The sequence below is a fragment of the Leifsonia tongyongensis genome (genome assembly GCF_010686705.1).
GTDB classification, from domain to species: Bacteria; Actinomycetota; Actinomycetes; order Actinomycetales; family Microbacteriaceae; genus Diaminobutyricibacter; species Diaminobutyricibacter tongyongensis.
Genome location: NZ_JAAGWY010000001.1, coordinates 809,854 through 827,400 on the forward strand (window position 1 = coordinate 809,854; position 17,547 = coordinate 827,400).

Consider the following 17,547-nt stretch of genomic DNA (forward strand, 5'->3'; position numbering starts at 1 on the left):
AGGGAAAGCGGTGGTCGCCAAATACGAAGAGGTGCTGAAGGACCTCTCGCTGACGATCGCGGACATGCAACCTGGAGAACGGCTTGCCGGGGAACAGGCGCTGGCCGCCCATTACGGTGTATCGGCGATGACGGTGCGGCGTGCGTTGCAGGTCCTCATCCAGGCCAAACGCATCATCGGCATCCGGGGCCGCGGAACCTTCGTCGCAGAGCCCACCGTCACAAAACGTATGGTGATGGCGTCGTTCACCGATTCGATGAAAGCGGCCGGCATGACCGCACACGCCAAAGTGCTTTCGGCCAGCATCGGGCCGGGCGGCGCCGACGCGGCCCGGGAGCTGGGCATCGCCAAGGCCGATCAGATCATCACCGTCGAACGTCTCCGCTTCGGCGACGACGTTCCGCTGAGCATCGACCACACGGTGCTGAATGCGACCACCGTTCCGGGGCTGCTCGGGGAAGATCTGACCGGCTCCCTTTATGAGTTGCTTCATCGAAAGTACGGGATGACGCTCTCTCGGGCCGAGTCGCGCGTGTCGGCCGTCCTCCCCACTGCCGAGGAGGCAGCTTTGCTCCAGATCACGCAGTCACAGCCGTGTTTGCGAGTGCACTCCCGAAGCATCACCGACACGGGTGGCATCGCAGAGCAGACCACGTCGCTTTATCGCGGTGACCGATACGAGCTGGCGATCAACCCGGACGCTGGCCTGTAGAGCGCGAGCGACGCACTGTGTATTGCGCGATGACAACGCCCGTCGTGGTCGGAATCGTATGGTCCAGAACAAGGTCGGTGCGGTCGGCGTCACCGAACAGGCGCGTGCCTGAGCCGAGGACGATGGGAAAGATCAGCAAGCTGTAGCTGTCGATGAGACCGGCCCGGTGCAGTGAGCGGATGAGCTCACCGCTGCCCATGATCGTCAACGGCGGAACGTCCGCCCGTTCGCGCAATGCGCTTACCGTCTCGACGGCGTCGCCGGCGAGCAATTCCGAATTGGGATAGGCCAACTCCGTTTGAGATGAGCGTGAGACTACATATTTTGGGGATCGCACCAGGACGTCAGCGAAGGGGTTCGGCGAGTCGAGGGATGTCCAGTACCCGAGCACGTCTTCATAGGTCCGCCGCCCGAACAACAACCCGCCCTGTTGCGACAGGCCCTCCGCCGCAAAGGCCATTGAGACGTCGTCCTGATAGCCGTTGCCCCAGCCGCCGTGGGCGAAGCCGCCGCGCGTGTCCTCATCAGGTCTGCCGGGGCCTTGCATCACGCCGTCGAGGGTGATGCTTTCAAAGACGCCGATGCTGCTCATGTTCATCTCCTTTTCAGGACCGACTGTTCGGCCCTCTCACCCTTAAACGATCGAGCGACCGGCCAATCGACAGTTTCGGTGAAAATGGTCCCGACGGCCGTCGATGAGCGCCCAGTGGGTGAAGTCGGGGCGCGACGTCGCCTGGTGTCAGTCCGGCCGAATGACGGTGATGCCTGCCGAGGTTGGCTGGTCCATCCGGGGAAGCAGTGCGGCGCCCTCCTCCAGGGTGACCACGGCGCCGAGCAGGTCGTGGGGGCGCACCGCGCCGCGGGCGACCAGGTCGAGCATCTCCGGGTAGTCGGCCGCCGACATGCCGTGGCTCCCGAGCACGTCGAGTTCCCACGCCAGGACGCGGTCGAGCGGGAGCACCGGCAACTGCTCGGGTGAGAGCAGGCCGACCTGCACGTGCCGCCCACGGCGTCGCAGGGAGCGCACCGCATCCGTGCTCGTCGTCGCCGAACCGACCGCGTCGATGCTGACGTGGGCGCCGCCTCCGGTGAGGTCGGCGATCTCAGCAGGAGTGAGGTCCGATGCCTCGACGCCGTGTTCGGCGCCGAGCCGGCGAGCGAACTCCAGTGCGGCCGGGTTGCGGTCGACCGCGATCACGCGAGCGCCGAGCGCCGTGGCGATCATCACCGCGCTGAGCCCGACACCGCCGGCACCGTAGACGACCACCCATTCGCCCGGCAAAACGTGAGCGCGAGCGTGGACCGCGCGGTAGGCCGTCGCAAAGCGGCAGCCCAGACTGGCAGCAGCGTCATCGGTGAGTCCGTCGGGCACGGCGACGAGGTTCAGGTCGGCCGCCCGGATGCTCACCCGTTCGGCGTGCGAGCCCCAATGGGTGAATCCGGGTTGAGTCTGGTCGGGACACACCTGCGACTGGCCGCTCTGGCACCACTCGCACACACCGCATCCGTTGACGAAGGGTGCCGTCACCCGGTCGCCGATGCGCCAGTCCTGCACGCCGGCGCCGAGCGTCTCGACGACACCGACGAACTCGTGCCCGGGAACGTGCGGCAGGTGCACGCTGTCGTCGTGCCCGGCCCAGGCGTGCCAGTCGCTGCGGCAGAGCCCGGATGCGGCGACGCGGATCACGACGCCGCCCTCAGGGGCGACAGGGTCCGCCACCTCGGCAACAGACACCGGCCCGCCGAACTGCTCGTAATACATCGCCTTCATTCAGCGTTCGCCTTCCTTGGGCGCGGGTGTGGTCGGCGGTGGCTCCGGATGCACGCGGCGGTCACGGTTTCACCGCACGGCACGCGAGGTGCACGGCCAGCCGCACCTCGGGATCCGACAAGTCGAGGCCGAGGAGCTCTTGCGCTCTGGCGATTCGAGTGGAGACCGTATTGCGGTGCAGTCCGAGCGCGTCGGCAGTAGCGGCGATTCCCGACTCGTGGTCCAGGTACGCGGTGAGCGTCTCGAGCAGGTCGGGGGCGCGCGTGATGAGCGGGGCGAGCAGCGATTCCGCGGCCGGGACGAACGTGTCGTTCTCGGTCCAAGACAGGAGGAGTTGTTCCAGGCCGAGCGTGTCGATGCGCACGAACCAGCCGGTTGCCGAGCGATTCGCCGCGATGCGTGCGGCGTCCGACGCTCCGTCGATCGTCGCGACCAGACCGGCCGATCCGCTCTCCAGCGATCCGATGCCGGCCGCGACGTTGAAGGCGCGACGGGCGGCCGCGTGGAGTCCGCGGAGGGCCGTGACGTAGTTCTCGACCTGACTGGGGGCGGGCGGTGCGCTGAAACTCAGCCAGCCAGTGACTCCGCGCCCACTGGTCGCCGCGTGTGAGTCGACGGGCAACGCCGCAAGTTCGCGGGTGACGAATCGCAGCAACTGGAACGTGTCCACACGGGTGCGACCAATGACGCGGAAGCCCAGGTGGTAGCCGGTGGTGCGCCAGCCGCGGTCGAGCATCCGTTGCTCGAGTTCGGCGTCTCGGCTGTCACGGCGCTCCAGGAACTCGCGCAGCAGTCCTGAGGCGACGGCGGCGTCGTTGACGTCGGCGACCTCGTCGATGAGGATGCGCGCGGCCACCACCGGCATTGCGACCTCGGCGGCCACAGCGAGGGCGCTCAGTTGCAATGTACTGAGCCCGGTTCCGAAGAATGTCAACCGCAGACCGACGCGACTCGGACTGTCGACGCGCGCGGATGCGGCGGCGCCGTCGGAGACGGTCACGGTATCGAGCCACCGGCCGAAGTCGATCGCCTTGTGCACCGCCTTGGGAAGCGTCCCGCCAGCCTCGAGCAGCACGCCCTGGGCATCGATGAGTGCGACGCCGTGCCCAACACTCGCGGACAGATGGCGCAAGAGGTCGGCCAAACCATTCGCGTGGTATTCGATCGACTGAGCGACCCGACGCACGTAGCCCAAGGTGAGGGTGTCCCTGCCTTCGAGCAGCTCCCAGCACGCCTTGGCGAGCATCATCGGATCGTCCGCGTGGAGAAGCGTCAGCCCGAGACGCTCGGCGAGGACGCGGCTCCCGGGCGTGAAGACATCGGCGTTCGGCACCGCGAGCGCCCGATACCCGCGGTCGCGCACCCGCCGGATGAGGGCATCCTGCTGCCAGGAGGTGAGCGGAGGGTCGACGGTCACGATCGCGAGGGAGTCGGTGCCGTCGAACGGGAGGCGCGACTCGCTGGAGTCGACCATCACATCGCGCCAAGGGACCACGGCCGTGCTACGGGCGGCGGCGGCGGCAGGCGTCGTGGCGATCGCTCTGAGACCACCGTTCGCGGGGTGGGCGAGAAGCGCCGGCAGGTCGAGCTGTTGGCTCATGCCGCCGGCTCCAGCCCGTCCACGCCGAACGCCGCGGGTGTGACGCGCCGCAAGCGCTCGGGTAACGACGTCCACCACTCAGGCGCCGGTAACGCGAACACGGCCACATGTCGGGCGTTGGTCAGCCCGTCGACCTGCAGGATGTCCCGGGAGATCGAGTCGATGGTGACGATGATCTCGGGGGAAGCCGCCTCAAGCCGACCGTCTCGCATGAAGGCGAGCACCTCCGACCGGGCGATCACCCGGAGGAGCCCGCCGTCGTCGCCCATGATCTCGATCGTCGACACGTATTCGTCGATCGGGGAGCTCTCGACGGCGACGATGCGCCCGATGCCGAGCATCCGGCCGCCGAGCCGCCCCGCGAGTTCGGTGAGGGGCGCTTCGGCTGCGGAGTCGAACGCTGTGCCGAGCTCGAGGGCTCGACGGAAGCTGCCTTCAACCGCATGCTCGGCCAGATCGCCGACCGTGAAGCCGGCCACGACGACGGCCGACGCACCGCCTGCCTGCACGATCGCGCCTCGGAGTACGCTTTCGACGTCGCCGGCACGGTCGGTGTCGATGAGCACGACACCTCCCCCGCCCGAGCCGCAGACGGTCACCGTGCCGGGAACCCGGTCGACGAACAGCGACAGCTGGTCGAGCCTGGGGAGAGCCCGGCCCATGAAGTCGGCGTCGACGACCGCGAACTCATCGGCCAGAAGGAATGGCGAGAGCCCGTTCAATCCGGCTCCCTCGAGAGCGCAGACCGCCCGCGCCCGCACGCCGGTCCAGCGCTCGGCTGCATCGACCAGTTCGGCGAATGGACTCTCGCCCGGAATGCGCTCTGTGAGCAGGTAGGTCGAGCCGGCGAACGCGGCGGCAAGGCACGGTGTCGCGGGGTCGAGCTCGCCGACGGCGTGCAACCCGATCGGCCAGGCCGGAGAATCCAACAGCATGAGCTCCAGCATGGTGGTCGTCCCACCGCCACCGGAGCCGAGGAGCGAGAACCCCCGGGCAAGCGCCGGCAACCGGTCGTGCTCGAGGGTTCTCGCCATGGATCAAGCGTAAACGCGCGCCTCTACCGGGATGAACGGCTCGGTGAGACCGAACGCCGAGGGCCCGAATGCTGCGAGGGCCTCCGGCGTGCGCATCATCGCCGGAGTCGAGATCCCGAGCACGCGCACGCGCTGACCGTAACGAAGACCTTCGGTGGTGATCGGCTCACCCGACTCGATGTCGACGACGCAGATCAGGTCGGGAACGATGGCCACGACGTCGTCGCCGCGGCGCGCGACGAGGTTCTCGTTCTGGAACGCGATCTCGAGCGCGTCGTCGCTCGTAGCATCGAGGGAGGAGATCATCGCCCGGCCCTTCGCGAAGCCTTCTGTCGTGCGTCGCTCGACGTCGGTGACCTTGCCGGTGAACAGCTCGCGCACCTCCGAGTAAAGGGTGGTCGACAAGGTCTGAGCGATCGCATCGAACGGCGAACGATGCTCCTCCCTGGCTTCGCGGATGGCACGACCCAAGGCGAGTGCCATTGAGATGGTGCGGGGAACGGCCGTGCGCTTCACGTCGGCGCCGCTCATCGCGTATTCCGCGATGTGACCGACTCCGCCGAGGCGGATGGTCACGCCGCGCGCGAGCCATTCCATCTGACGGTCGTCGTCTCCTGTGTCGATGACGACGGTCTCGCCGCGTTCGCCGGCGAGCGCCAGGGGAGAACCGTGCACACCGTAGACGGCGAACGTCTCCATCGAGAGCTCGGGGAACGCGCGGCCCATGCCGTCGGCGTCGACCACGGGGAGTCCGGTCTCCGCGGCGACGATCAACGGGATCATCGAGTTGATGCCACCGCACTCGATGGGCATGGTGGCATCGGCGGTGCGGCCCAGGTGCTTTTCGAGCGTGCGGAGGGCGAGCGTCGGCTCTGTTCCCGCCGGGATCTTCTCGATCATCACGGTCGGCGCGCCCATCTGAGCGGTCGGGATCACGAACAGGTCGTCGGCGAGCTCGTCGGGGTCGAGCACGGTGATGCTGCCGTCCCCGAGCACTCGCTGCACGAGCATCTGGCCGATATAGGGGTCGCCTCCGCCTCCGGTGCCGAGGAGAGTGGCGCCCCGGGCGAGGTCGGGAAGGTCCGCAGCGGTGAGGGTCCAGCTCATGCCACGACCTCCGCCGCACAGATCTGTATCGAGCCGTCCGCCGCGACGATCTCCGCGGTTCCGTCGAAACGATGTGACGGGATGTCGTAGCCGAAGTAGCCGGGCCCGACGATCGCGAGAGCCTCCGCGCTGTGCCACCGCGGGTCGCTGGGTGCGGCGATCACTCGCACGCGCTGGCCGTAGCGCAGCGCTTCGGTGGTGATCGGCTCACCCGAGTCGTGGTCGAGAACGATGATCAGGTCGGGTGTCGTCACGAGCACTTGCCCGTTCGCTTCGGCGATCAGGTGCTCGTTCTGGAACGAGAGGGTGAGGGTCGATAGCGCGTTCTCGATGCGCGCCCTGCCCCGGGCGAAGCCGGCCGTGGTCCCGCGTTCGACGTCGACGACTTTGCCGGCGAAGAATTCGCGGCCGCCGAGCAGGTCGACGGTGCGGCTGACCGGATCGCTCTTCGTGTCACGGGCGTCGGCGATGCCTGCACCGATGGAGAGCGAGTGTCGAAGGGATCCGGGTACGAGCGCCTCCCGGGCCTGCGACCCGCTCATCGGAAAGCCCGCGATCATGATCGAGCAGCCCATCTCGACGCAGGCGACGCGGGCGATCCGCTCCGTCCAGTTGTTGTCGACGGTCTGAAGCACGCCGATGTTGCCCTTCTCATCCGCGAACGCGAGCGGCGACGCCGTCACTCCATAGAGGGTCGGCAGCACCATCTGCAGTTCGGGAAAGGCGCGGCCCATGCCGTCTGCGTCGACGAGCGGCAGGCCGAGAGCGGCCGCTGCTGCCACGGGGATGGTGGAGTTGACGCCGCCGACTTCGGCACAGGCGACATGGGTGACGGGCCGTCCGAGGTAGGTTCCCAGGGCCTTCACCGGCGCGATGACCTCATCCAGGCTCGGGAGCTTCTCGATCATGACGGTCGGGGCGCCCATCATCGCGACAGTGAGCACCAGCCCGTCATCCGGTACCTCGTCGAGTGCGACCACGGTGACAGGGCCGTGCGCTGCGAGGGCCTGTTGCGCGAGGAGTGCGCCGATGTACGGGTCGCCTCCACCACCGGTTCCGAGTACGGCAGCACCGCGCGCGAGCTGGGGCACGGCGTCGGCGGTCAGCATCCAGCTCATACTCGCACCGCCATGTCGAGATCGCCGACGGCCTTGACGCGGATACGCGTGGCATTGCCGGGCAGGTAGGGAATCGGCACTTCGTCGAAGTCCACGATGGACACGGACTGCGGTGAGGCGCCGGCGGCGATCGCCTTGTCGATGGCTTCGGCCCGCACCTCGGCGATAGCTTCATCGCGGCGTCCCGGCTCGATCGCGTACACCTTGTCGATCTCGCCGCCGACCTGGGCGATGGATGCTCCGATGGCGTTGGCGACGGCGTAGTTCTCCGGCCGGAGCACCCTTCCGAACAGGGGGAGCTCGTCCGGAAGCAGGATGGAGCCGCCGCCCACGGCGACCACCGGGATGGGGTCCGGCGACGTACGCATCCGGTCCACCGCCTCCGCGATGCGTTCGGCTATCCGCTCGAGGACCCGCGCCACGAAGGCGGGCTCGAGGTGTTCGACCAGCCGGGGATCGCCGATGGCCGCACGTCCGGCGGCGACGGCGATATCCGTCGCCGTCAGCGTCGATCCGCCGAAGACGAGGGCCTCCGTGGTCAGACGGTATCCGACCGACTCCGGTCCGACCTCGGCCGTCTCGGTGTTCACGATCGAGCCGCCCCCGATTCCGATCGACAGCACGTCGGGCATCCGGAAGTTTGTGCGCACCCCCGCGACCTTCACCTCGTTGGCCGTCTCGCGGGGGAAGCCGTTGATCAGCAGGCCGATGTCGGCGGTGGTCCCGCCGATGTCGACGACGGCGCACGTCTCCAGACCGCTGGTGAGTGCTGCCCCGCGCATCGAGTTGGTGGGACCGGAGGCGAACGTGGCCACCGGGTAGCGGCGCACGTAGTCCTCATCCATCAGCGTGCCGTCGTTCTGACTGAGGAAGATCGGAGCGCCGATGCCCTGGGCGCGAACCGCTGCCGTGAGCCCGTCGACGATCTCGGATGCGAGTTCGCGCAGCGCGGCGTTGATGATCGTCGCGTTCTCGCGTTCGAGGAGGCCGATCCGTCCGATCTCGTGTGAGAGCGAGATGGCGACGTCGCCCAGCTCATCCGCGATGATCGCAGCCGCCTGCGTCTCGACATCGTGGTTGACCGGGCTGAACACCGACGAGATCGCGACCGAGCGGATTCCGTGCTCCGCCATGTCCGCCGCCAGGCCCTTGAGCTCGGCGTGGTCGAGCGGGGAGATCGGGCGACCATCGAACTCGTAGCCGCCGTGCGCCAGGTAGCTGCGGGCCCCGATTGCCTCTTTCAACGGCTCGGGCCAGTCGACCAGCGGGGGCAGCGCCTTGGTCGCGGGCAGTCCCAGCCGCAGTGCCGCCGTCGGGGCCAGCCGCTTGGCTTCGACGAGCGCGTTGATGAAATGGGTGGTCCCGATCATCACGGCGCTGATGTCGTCGCCTTCGAACCCGTGCGCGTTCCGCAGAGCCTCGATCGCCTGCACGATCCCGGCGGTGACGTCGGGGCTCGTCGCGTTCTTGACGCCGGCCAGCGTCAGCTTGCCGTCCATGAGCACTGCATCGGTGTTCGTTCCGCCGACGTCGATGCCGATATGCATTGGTTCTCGCTTTCGTAGTGGTGCTTGTGGTGCGTGGATCGGTGCTAGTTCGTGGGGACGGTGGTCGCCGATGCGGCGGGGGCGGAAGCGGTTTCGGCCTGTATCGTGGTGGCGCGTCCGACACCACGAACCCAGCCGAGCTTGCCGGCGATCACATAGAGCAGGATCGACAGCAGGAGGGACACCAGCGATGGAATCCCCCAGGTGACGAAGTAACCGACGACCGACGAGACCGCCCAGATGATGAGAGTGGCCGGCACCACGCGGGGCGCCGTCGACGGGAGCGTGCCTGAAGCGCGCGTCGCGTCGAGTTCTCCGCGCCAGCGCTTGACGATGAAGTACTCGGCCACCATGATGCCGGCGATCGGCGGGAAGGCGACGCCCAGGATGATGAGGAACCCCGTGAATTGCGACAGGATGCCGGCAGCGGCCAGGATCGAGCCGACCACACCGAGCACGACGGTCGTCGACACACGGTGGATGTTCTTTCCGAACGCGGTCGAAATGAAGTTCACCAGGCCGAGAGTCGAGGAGTAGAGGTTCCAGTCGTTGATCTTGAGGGTGCCCGTGATGACGATGATGAGGCCGACGAAGCCGATCGACGAGGTCACGATGGCTACGATGTCGCCGGTGGCGGCCGCGTGGGCGAGGAGCACTCCGGCGAGGCCGATGACGAACTCGCCAAACGTGACTCCCACGACCGTCTGCTTGACCACATCGGCCTTGGAACGGTTGTAGCGGGTCATGTCGGCGGTGATGATCGCACCGACGATGAGACCGCCCGCGACGATTGCGGTGCCCGACCACACGCTCATCGTCGGGCCGGGCGCCGGCGAGGTGAGGAGATCGCTGATCGAGTGCTTACTGAGCTCGCTGATCACGGACCAGCCCACCAGGATGAGGAACAGCGGCACGGTGATGTTCGCGAGCCACTGCATCCCGACGAATCCGAAGCTGACGATCGCGGTCACGGCCAGGCCGAAGATGAGGCTCCACGACCAGATCGGCATGACGCCCGGCATCAGCACGTTGAGGGATTGCGCGGAGATCGCGCTCTGGATTCCGAACCAGCCGATGAGGCTGATGCCGATGGCGAGACCGACGAGAGAGGCGCCGATCTCACCGAAGCCGGTCCAGCGGGCGAGCAGCGCCGTGTTCAGTCCTTCTTTCTGACCGATGATGCCGACGATGCACATGATGATCTCGAGGATGATCGAGCCGAGAAGCAGGGCGAGCGCGGCCTGCCCGAAGGTCATGCTGTAACCGAGAGTGGCTCCGAGCAGGAACTGCGAGAGAGCGGAGACCTGGCCGAATCGCTGCACTGCGATGCCGAACCAGGGCTTTCGAGCATCGGGCGTGACGCGACTGAGGGCGAAGTCTTCAGCAGGTGCGGTGCGAGCCATGAGGGTGTCCTTCGTGACGAGGAATGGGTGTGGACAGGCTAATTGCCACTTCGACCACGATCCATGTGCAATCAGCCCTGATTGCAGCGTGTTATGTGCGCCTTGCACACTCGGGGTGCAGACCGCTCGTGTCGGCCAAGAGGATTCGGTCGCACCCCGGCTTGCCTTACTAGACCAACAATCCGGCATCAACCCTGTTAAGCCGGCTCTGCATTCAGGGTGCTGACCAGCCGCGCTCCTCGTAAGCCGAAGATGCCCCTGGTTACGATGACGACAGCCTCAGTATCTGCCGCTCGCCATCCGGCGATCAGAAGCTCATACTGGGCGCCCACTTCACCCCAGTCGATGTCCGACGCATGGGCCACTACCGAAAGGTAATAGCCCAGCGCCACCATCGCTTGCCCGCTGAGTCGGGCAAGGATTGCGTTCGGGTTGATGTTGTTGATTGTCCGGAAGTAACTTCGTTGGCCACTGACGAACGCCGCCGTGTCCCGCATTCTCGTGGCACCGACCACATCATTCAGCACATCGATCAACTGCCCCCGCTGCGCCGGTGAGGCTACGCCAGCAGCCAATTCCGTCACTCCCCCGACCAGCACGCCCGTTGCCTGCAAGTAAGCCATGGCGTCCTCGCGGCGGGGCAGCACGACGCGGGTGTGCGCTTGCGGCGCCATGTCTATCAGCCCCTCAAGACTCAGCGCGTAGAGCGCTTGCCGGATCGGCGTCCTCGAGATGTGCAACCACTCCTGCAGCCTCGCATCGTCGAGAGCCTCGCCTGGCTGAAAGGTGCCATCGAGGATCGCGCCCTGGATGGATTGGTATGCGCGGTCACGAATCAGCTGCCGTCGCTGCTCTGGTACAGCAGATGCTTTCGCCACAGTTTGCCTCCGGTTCGGGTACGGAAATCGTGTGTCAATACAGTGTGCCAGTTGGTTTCCGACAATCGCCCGGATAGGTCGGCAAATTTCGAATTGTTGGTCCAATTCCTGTACATTGACACCTGTGCTTGCTGGCCCTAGCCCGGCAACACGCCGGCGTGGCCACGGTCAGTCGGCGAGGGCCCTGACATTCGGGTTGTCGGGGCCCTCACAACTACCCGATCGCAAATGGACAAAATCCAATTCGAAAGGGGCGCCCGAAATGCGCTGTCGCAACTGTGGCGCCAGAATGGATCTTCGCCAGAACCCGTACTACGGCTTTGGGCTTTCAGTCCATGACCGCATCGCGAGTTGTCAGGAATGCGATCACGTTGAATTCCTTGCTCCGGTTCACGTGGAAGAACCCGAACGCCACGATCCGCCCAAACGATCCTTGCTTCGATTCATTCAGAACGCTGTCGGGCGGCGATCGGCTAGATAACCTCTCTCGGGCCCTGGCTGAGACGAGGCTCTCAGGGCAAGACGCGGCCCCGGGACCGTAATCCCGGGGCCGCGAAAATGACGCGAGGCGAAGCTCTCCGTCTACCAGATCATCGCTTCACTGGCTGTCCGGTCTTCGGATCGAGGAACAGCGTCCGCGAACTCGAGTCACCGCGGTTCCCGTTGTCATCTCCCTGGCCGCGGGTCGAGAACGAGAACATGTTGTTCAGCGTTCCTGCCTTCTGATCGAAGGAGGCGTTGCCGATGCGGCCGGTATTCCAGTTGTCCTCGATGAATCGGAGGATGGAACTCTGGTCGGTGGTGGTGTGGTCCACGAAGTTGGCCTTCGCGTAGGGCGAGATCACTAGCAGCGGCAGGCGCGGGCCGTAGCCGCAACGATCCTGGTAGCCACCGAGCACCACAGCCGGATTCGTACCGCAGTTGGTGCCCCCGGCCAGGGCGTCGACCGCCGGGTCGTTCGACTGGTTCACGATCGGGCTCATCTGGTGGTCATACCAGCCGTCGCTGTCGTCGTACGCAATGATCACCGCCGTGCTCTTCCAGTCCTGCGTCTTCTGGAGCCTGTTGATCGTGTCGACCACGAAGGCCTGCTCGTCCAGCGGGTTCGAGTAGCCGGCGTGGCCGTCCTGCGCGGCCGGGGCCTTGAGGAAGCTGACGGCCGGCATGCTCTTCGCGTTCACGGCCGACCAGAAGTCCGTCAGGTCGTACTGGTGGTTGGCCTGACCGTTGTGGCCGATCTCGGCGACCGACGCGGGCGGTGTGTGCTGCAGGTTGGCCGTGCTGGCGAAGTACTGGAACGGCTCGTGGTGAGGGATATAGGACTTCGAGGTGACCGGAGTGCCGTACGTCGTGGTGCTGGTGGCTGCGCAGTCACGGAAGCCGCCCTGGAACCATCCCCAGCTCACGTTCTTGGCATTCAGCAGGTCGCCGACGTTCTTGTTCTTGACATCCGTCGAGGTCGTGGCGTCTCGCGTGTCGCACTTGTCACCGGCTGGCTGCGGATCGCCCACGACAGTGGAGTTCGCCGTCACGGCCGGAGAGGTGGTGGAGAATCCATGGGTCTGGCCGGCGATCAGATTGAGCGCGCCGGGGGTGGAGGGGCCGAAGGTGGTGTTGTACGAGTTGTCGCTCATCGCGAAATGCTGCGCGTAGTTCCACATCGCGGTGACGGTGTTCCCGTCGTAGTAGCCCATGACGAGGCCCGGGCCCTTGCCGTAGTCGACACAGGCACCGGCGCCACGGCCCACCGTTTCGACGAACTTGTCCATCAGGCCCGAGTCGAACGCTTTCTGCTCGTCCGTATAGGTGTGGTCCTGGTCACACGTCTGCGCCTGGCTCGGGTCGAGACGGAACGGCTGAACCGAGTTCGGGTTGTTGGGCGCCTGCAGCGGACCGTTCAACCCATTGACGGTCGGAGTATTCGCGGCCGCGGTGAAGCGGCTCTCGCCGGCCGGATTGGCGGCGTTCGGGTACGTTGCGAAGTAGTGGTCGAACGAGACGTTCTCCTGAAAGATGACAACGACGTGCTTGATCGGCGTCGCGGTCGAGCTGGCGGCCGTCTTGCTGCCGTCGTCGCTCGAGGGACCGGACGCGACAGCCGGAGCGACGGCTCCGGCTGCGACGATAGCGGCCGCCCCCACGGCTGCCGCTATGTGCTGGATCTTGAGTTTGAACACCAGGCGCTCTCCTTGCGAGGTCGTGCTCGCGGGCGCGTCCCGCGAGCACTCCCCACTCTGGCACTGCCCCTGTACGGGTGTCAGGCGTCTCGGGTGACGGAAATGTGGACGTCAGGTGAACCGTTCCCCAATTCTCGGGTCGATTCGGGAAGACCTGATGCGGTCGATCAGTGCAGGGCGGAGCTGAGCGCAGTCAGCACGTGAACAGCCAAGGACTCTTGCGCGCTCAGGCTCGGGTGCACTCCGTCGTCGAGGAACGGTTCCGCTACCGGCTCTGCATCGAATGCGTCGATGACGGCGCCACCCAGCGCGGACAGTTCGGCGGCGAGACCGCGAGCGTCTTCGTTGGTCCAGGTGATTCCGGCCAACTGGAAGTACCGGAACTGCGCAACCAGCTCCTCATCCACGGGGGTCGGCGACAGCCAGACCCAGTTCGCTTCATCGCGCTGAGCCAAGTCGCGGAGCGCTCGAAGGTTGCGTACCGTCTCGGCTGAACTCACCAGCCGCGTGCCTGTAGCGCCGCCGAACCGCTGGGAGTCGTTCCCGCCGAGCATGCAGAACACCCAGTCACCGGATGCGCGACGAAGCGCGGAAACCCCCGCCAACGCCTGCGTCGTGGTCGAGCCGGCGACGGCCAGGTTCTCGAATCTCAGTTCGAGGTTCGGTCGCTCCGCGTCAAAGAGTGCAGCGATGAGTTCGAACCAGGAGAGTCGATCAGCCGTCGTGCTCTCACCGGTCGCGACGACCGCCTGGCCGCGCTCGAATGGTGGATGCTGCAGCACCTCGCGCACATCCTGGCGCGCTGCGAGCCGGCGGACCGCCTCGGCTCGCTGCGCATCGAGCTGCGCAACAGCCTCACGGTACGTCCCAGTATCGGTGCCGAACAGGGAGGCCAGGGTTTCGTCGCTCAGCGCGCGGACATAGCCGAGCGAGCGTTCAGGATGCTGGAAACGGACGAGCTTCTCGAGCAGCGGGTCGACCATCGTGTACTCCTTAATTAATTACAGAGTACAATCATTACACAGTGTAACTATTAAATCCACGAAGAGCCGCGGTGGTGCGGCCGGCCTAGAGTGGAGGCAGAAGGGATTCATCCGTGGCTTCGCCCCGCTGATGGGGTACGACACGGAACATCGCGGACTCATCGAACTCTTTCTCACGATGAGCACGGAGGCGACGAACCCCGAGCATCCCGCACGCCCGTTCATCCTGCAGCGCCACCGAAAGAAGCTTCCTGAATGCCGCTAGCTGATCTGAAGGCTGAACTCGCGGATGTCGGCATCGACCGATTCACCGCATCCGACTACCGCCCTGGACGCACAACGCACATCGTCCTGTTCCGGTACCGACCAGACGTGACGGATGCGCAGCGTTCAAAAATCGCTCGACGGTTCCATGCGCTCGCACAGACGGAACGCAACGGTGAGCCATATATTGCATCAATTAGGAGCGGTGACCAGTGCAGCGGCGAGACCGCGCCCGGCGGCCACGACCGAGCGTTCATCGTGATGTTCAGGTCGCTCGGCGACCGCAACTTCTACGTCGGCGAACCCGTCTTCTCAGACCGGGAGCATCTCGACATCGCCCACGCGGAGTTCAAGGAGTTCGTCGGCCCCTTCCTCGCCGAGGACGGAGCGCTCGTCTTCGACTTCCACGAGCCGGACGCCTGAATCACCACGGAGCGCGGCCGAGGCCAGGCGGCTTAGACGACCCCGGTGGTACCCAAGAGCGTGCCGATCGCGAACGTCGCGATGAGCGCTAGCGCTCCGCCGACGACGACGCGGACGGTCGCCCTCCCGCGAGAGCTCCCGCCGATGTACGCGGCCAGCCACCCGGTGGCGGCCAAGGCGATGATGACGACAACGAAGGTCAGCGGGACTCGAACCGCCTCGGGAAGCAACAGCATCGGAATCAAAGGCAGGATGCCGCCGATCGTGAAGGAGACAGCCGACGCGAACGCCGCATGCCACGGGCTCACCACGTCGGCCTGGTCGATACCCAGTTCCGCCGAGAGATGGGCCTCGAGCGCGTCGTGCTCAGTCAATTCCACCGCGACCTGTCGTGCGGTCTCGGGGCTCAGCCCCTTCGCCCGGTAGAGCCCAGCCAGTTCCTGGAGCTCCTCGTCAGGCATCTCGGCCAGCTCGCGTCTTTCCTTCGCGATCAGCGCGTGCTCGCTGTCCCGCTGGCTACTCACCGACACATACTCACCGAGCGCCATCGAAATTGCACCCCCCACGAGAGCTGCAAGGCCCGCGGTGAGGAGGGGTGCGATCGCGCCCGTCGCACCGGCGACGCCCACGGCCACCGCTGCGACCGAGACGATTCCGTCATTCGCACCGAGCACCCCTGCTCGCAGCCAATTCAGCCGCTGGGCAAGCCGCTCACGGTGCGGCTCCGATTGGTGTGCGCCAGGAATCGTGTCCAGTTCATCCGAGTCGATCATGTAAAAACCTCAGCACTCTCGGCGACGTCCCGCCAGTAAGGGCAGCCTGCCCATAGGTGTCTTGATGGAAGGGATTCACCGCCATCCGAAAGACTGACAACTACGTAGCCAAGAGGCCTATTCCCTCAGATCCCCCCTGCGTCGAGCGCATCCAATGCGGCCACATCCTCCGCGCTGAGCTCGAAGTCCACGTCGGCGTTCTCCGCGATCCGGCTGGGGGTGGTGGACTTGGGGAGCGGCAGGATGTCCTTCTGGAGCAGGTATCGGATGCTCACCTGGGCCACCGACTTGCCGTACTTGCCGGCAATCGCAGCGATCTCGCGATTCTTCAGGAGCCGACCCGTCGCGAGAGGCGAATAGCCTTCGACCAGGATGCCCTTGTCGTGGCAGTACGCGGTGGTCTCGGGCTCGGTGTGGCCGACGAACCAGCGGATCTGGTTCACCTGCGGGAGGACGCTCGTGGCGGCGGTGAGCGACTCGAGATCGGCGACGGTGAAGTTGCTGACGCCGATCGAGCGGGTGCTTCCCGCCGCGTAGAGCTCCTCGAAGACCTTCCAGACCTCGATGTTGCCGGCGCGGTGGTCGCTGCCGATGGCGTTCCACGGCCAGGGCGCGTGGATCAGGTAGAGATCCACCGGGCCGAGATCGAGCGCTGCTGTGGATCGCTCGAACGCGTGCCGGGCACCCGCGGGGTCCTTGACTTCAGCGGGGCACTTGGTCGTGATGAAGATGTCTTCCCTCTGAATCCCGCTGTCGCGGACGGCGCGTCCCACGCTCGCCTCGTTGCCGTACGCGCGGGCCGTATCGATGTGGCGGTAGCCCGTGTCGATCGCCGTGCGCACCGAGTCGTACGTCTTGGGGCCATCCGGAATCTGCCAGGTTCCGAAACCGATCTTGGGGATGGTGACGCCGTTGGACAGAGCGAACGTATCGGTCAAAACAGGCATGGAATTCCTTTCAGGGGCGGGATGTCGGCCATGGTAGTCCTCCGGCGACAGCGATTTCCCGCCACGGTTCGTATTGGTTCCTGTTGACGGTAGACATCACTGCACGCCCTGGGTGGGCGGCGCTCGAACGGGAGGGGCGTCGTCGCCGGGAGCGAAACCGACCGGCCGGATCCGGCCATCGACTCCCCATGGCCGATCTTCAGGCCGCGGCGCTCACCTGGGCAAGAATCGTGGGGAGCGTCTTGCGCACATACCCGGACTCGAAGAAGTGCGTCTCGTCGGCGCCTCGCAGCAGCCACGTCTCGAACGATCGCTCGTACGTGTTGAGAATCACTCGAACAGCGAGCTCGGTCGGCCACGAAATCCGTCGGTGCAGTTTTTCGAACAGGTCCGCGAAGACTCCGGCCAGAGCCGTTATGAACATCCTCTCGCCTTCGGCGACTTCAACCATGCCCGCTGCCGATCGCAATGATGCGACGCGGCGCTGCGATCTGATGATCAGGCTCGTCCTGTCCAGCGGTGACGATCGCGCGATGGCGACCGCGGCCCGCGCGATGGCGGACTCATCGGAGGAGTCCGTCGCGTCCGTCGCGAACCGATCGACACCCGACCGCAGTCGTTGAACGCATTCGTCGACAAGCACCTCATGGACAGCATCCAACAGGGCTTGGTCCGAGGGAAAGAGTTGCCGGAAAGCGCCCGCATTCAGCCCTGCTTGAGCGCAGATGTCCGCGATCGACTGCGTCGTGAGGCTGCCATCGAGAGGGAGGGACGCCCGTGCGGCATTCACCACGAGTCGACGGGTACGCG

The 17,547-nt window shown here is 65.8% G+C and carries 16 protein-coding genes; 2 read left to right on the forward strand and 14 right to left on the reverse strand.

Features of this window, described 5'->3' with window-relative positions:
- Window positions 1-10: 10 nt before the first annotated feature.
- Window positions 11-712: a UTRA domain-containing protein gene (locus tag G3T36_RS03770; RefSeq protein ID WP_163288058.1), complete on the forward strand. Its 702-nt coding sequence runs from the start codon at window positions 11-13 to the stop codon at window positions 710-712.
- On the opposite strand, the gene G3T36_RS03775 is transcribed toward G3T36_RS03770, so the two are convergent.
- From G3T36_RS03775 to G3T36_RS03825, 11 genes are all read right to left on the reverse strand, one after another.
- Window positions 690-1,304, reverse strand: coding sequence for a dihydrofolate reductase family protein (locus G3T36_RS03775; protein ID WP_163288059.1), 615 nt, complete (start codon window positions 1,302-1,304; stop codon window positions 690-692). The genes G3T36_RS03770 and G3T36_RS03775 overlap by 23 nt on opposite strands.
- A gap of 147 nt (window positions 1,305-1,451) precedes the next feature.
- Window positions 1,452-2,483 (reverse strand): zinc-binding dehydrogenase, encoded by a 1,032-nt coding sequence (locus G3T36_RS03780; RefSeq protein ID WP_163288060.1) that lies wholly within the window; start codon window positions 2,481-2,483, stop codon window positions 1,452-1,454.
- A 61-nt stretch (window positions 2,484-2,544) separates the two neighbouring features.
- Complete coding sequence (locus G3T36_RS03785) at window positions 2,545-4,083, reverse strand: PucR family transcriptional regulator (protein WP_163288061.1); 1,539 nt, start codon at window positions 4,081-4,083, stop codon at window positions 2,545-2,547.
- Complete coding sequence (locus tag G3T36_RS03790) at window positions 4,080-5,117, reverse strand: S-methyl thiohydantoin desulfurase domain-containing protein (RefSeq protein WP_163288062.1); 1,038 nt, start codon at window positions 5,115-5,117, stop codon at window positions 4,080-4,082. The genes G3T36_RS03785 and G3T36_RS03790 overlap by 4 nt, the downstream gene beginning before the upstream one ends.
- A 3-nt stretch (window positions 5,118-5,120) precedes the next feature.
- Window positions 5,121-6,224, reverse strand: coding sequence for an S-methyl thiohydantoin desulfurase family protein (locus tag G3T36_RS03795; protein WP_163288063.1), 1,104 nt, complete (start codon window positions 6,222-6,224; stop codon window positions 5,121-5,123).
- A complete protein-coding gene (locus G3T36_RS03800; protein WP_163288064.1) occupies window positions 6,221-7,342 on the reverse strand; it encodes an S-methyl thiohydantoin desulfurase family protein in 1,122 nt (373 codons plus the stop codon). Before G3T36_RS03800 ends, G3T36_RS03795 begins: the two co-directional genes overlap by 4 nt.
- Entirely contained in the window at window positions 7,339-8,889 is a 1,551-nt protein-coding gene (locus G3T36_RS03805; protein ID WP_163288065.1) for a hydantoinase/oxoprolinase N-terminal domain-containing protein, read from the reverse strand. Before G3T36_RS03805 ends, G3T36_RS03800 begins: the two co-directional genes overlap by 4 nt.
- Window positions 8,890-8,933: 44 nt before the next feature.
- Entirely contained in the window at window positions 8,934-10,292 is a 1,359-nt protein-coding gene (locus tag G3T36_RS03810) for a purine-cytosine permease family protein (RefSeq protein WP_163288066.1), read from the reverse strand.
- 197 nt (window positions 10,293-10,489) lie between these two features.
- Window positions 10,490-11,170, reverse strand: a complete 681-nt coding sequence (locus tag G3T36_RS03815) for a GntR family transcriptional regulator (RefSeq protein WP_163288067.1) — start codon at window positions 11,168-11,170, stop codon at window positions 10,490-10,492.
- A gap of 590 nt (window positions 11,171-11,760) precedes the next feature.
- On the reverse strand, window positions 11,761-13,347 hold the full coding sequence (locus tag G3T36_RS03820) for a phospholipase C (RefSeq protein ID WP_338031452.1): 1,587 nt from the start codon (window positions 13,345-13,347) through the stop codon (window positions 11,761-11,763).
- Between the two features lie 167 nt (window positions 13,348-13,514).
- A complete protein-coding gene (locus tag G3T36_RS03825; protein ID WP_163288068.1) occupies window positions 13,515-14,330 on the reverse strand; it encodes an SGNH/GDSL hydrolase family protein in 816 nt (271 codons plus the stop codon).
- Window positions 14,331-14,585: 255 nt separating this feature from the next.
- Here G3T36_RS03825 and G3T36_RS03830 point away from each other — a divergent pair, with 255 nt between their 5' ends.
- Entirely contained in the window at window positions 14,586-15,017 is a 432-nt protein-coding gene (locus G3T36_RS03830; protein ID WP_163288069.1) for a Dabb family protein, read from the forward strand.
- A gap of 32 nt (window positions 15,018-15,049) precedes the next feature.
- On the opposite strand, the gene G3T36_RS03835 is transcribed toward G3T36_RS03830, so the two are convergent.
- From G3T36_RS03835 to G3T36_RS03845, 3 genes are all read right to left on the reverse strand, one after another.
- Window positions 15,050-15,790, reverse strand: coding sequence for a VIT1/CCC1 transporter family protein (locus tag G3T36_RS03835; RefSeq protein ID WP_163288070.1), 741 nt, complete (start codon window positions 15,788-15,790; stop codon window positions 15,050-15,052).
- A gap of 125 nt (window positions 15,791-15,915) precedes the next feature.
- Window positions 15,916-16,737, reverse strand: coding sequence for an aldo/keto reductase (locus G3T36_RS03840; RefSeq protein WP_163288071.1), 822 nt, complete (start codon window positions 16,735-16,737; stop codon window positions 15,916-15,918).
- 199 nt (window positions 16,738-16,936) lie between these two features.
- Complete coding sequence (locus tag G3T36_RS03845) at window positions 16,937-17,530, reverse strand: hypothetical protein (protein ID WP_163288072.1); 594 nt, start codon at window positions 17,528-17,530, stop codon at window positions 16,937-16,939.
- Window positions 17,531-17,547 lie beyond the last annotated feature (17 nt).

Bases quoted from the DNA above. Each gene is read 5' to 3' on its own strand.
- G3T36_RS03775 (WP_163288059.1), bottom strand. From the start codon at position 1,304: ATGAGCAGCATCGGCGTCTTTGAAAGCATCACCCTCGACGGCGTGATG.
- G3T36_RS03780 (WP_163288060.1), bottom strand. From the start codon at position 2,483: ATGAAGGCGATGTATTACGAGCAGTTCGGCGGGCCGGTGTCTGTTGCC.
- G3T36_RS03785 (WP_163288061.1), bottom strand. From the start codon at position 4,083: ATGAGCCAACAGCTCGACCTGCCGGCGCTTCTCGCCCACCCCGCGAAC.
- G3T36_RS03790 (WP_163288062.1), bottom strand. From the start codon at position 5,117: ATGGCGAGAACCCTCGAGCACGACCGGTTGCCGGCGCTTGCCCGGGGG.
- G3T36_RS03795 (WP_163288063.1), bottom strand. From the start codon at position 6,224: ATGAGCTGGACCCTCACCGCTGCGGACCTTCCCGACCTCGCCCGGGGC.
- G3T36_RS03800 (WP_163288064.1), bottom strand. From the start codon at position 7,342: ATGAGCTGGATGCTGACCGCCGACGCCGTGCCCCAGCTCGCGCGCGGT.
- G3T36_RS03805 (WP_163288065.1), bottom strand. From the start codon at position 8,889: ATGCATATCGGCATCGACGTCGGCGGAACGAACACCGATGCAGTGCTC.
- G3T36_RS03810 (WP_163288066.1), bottom strand. From the start codon at position 10,292: ATGGCTCGCACCGCACCTGCTGAAGACTTCGCCCTCAGTCGCGTCACG.
- G3T36_RS03825 (WP_163288068.1), bottom strand. From the start codon at position 14,330: ATGGTCGACCCGCTGCTCGAGAAGCTCGTCCGTTTCCAGCATCCTGAA.
- G3T36_RS03830 (WP_163288069.1), top strand. From the start codon at position 14,586: ATGCCGCTAGCTGATCTGAAGGCTGAACTCGCGGATGTCGGCATCGAC.
- G3T36_RS03835 (WP_163288070.1), bottom strand. From the start codon at position 15,790: ATGATCGACTCGGATGAACTGGACACGATTCCTGGCGCACACCAATCG.
- G3T36_RS03840 (WP_163288071.1), bottom strand. From the start codon at position 16,737: ATGCCTGTTTTGACCGATACGTTCGCTCTGTCCAACGGCGTCACCATC.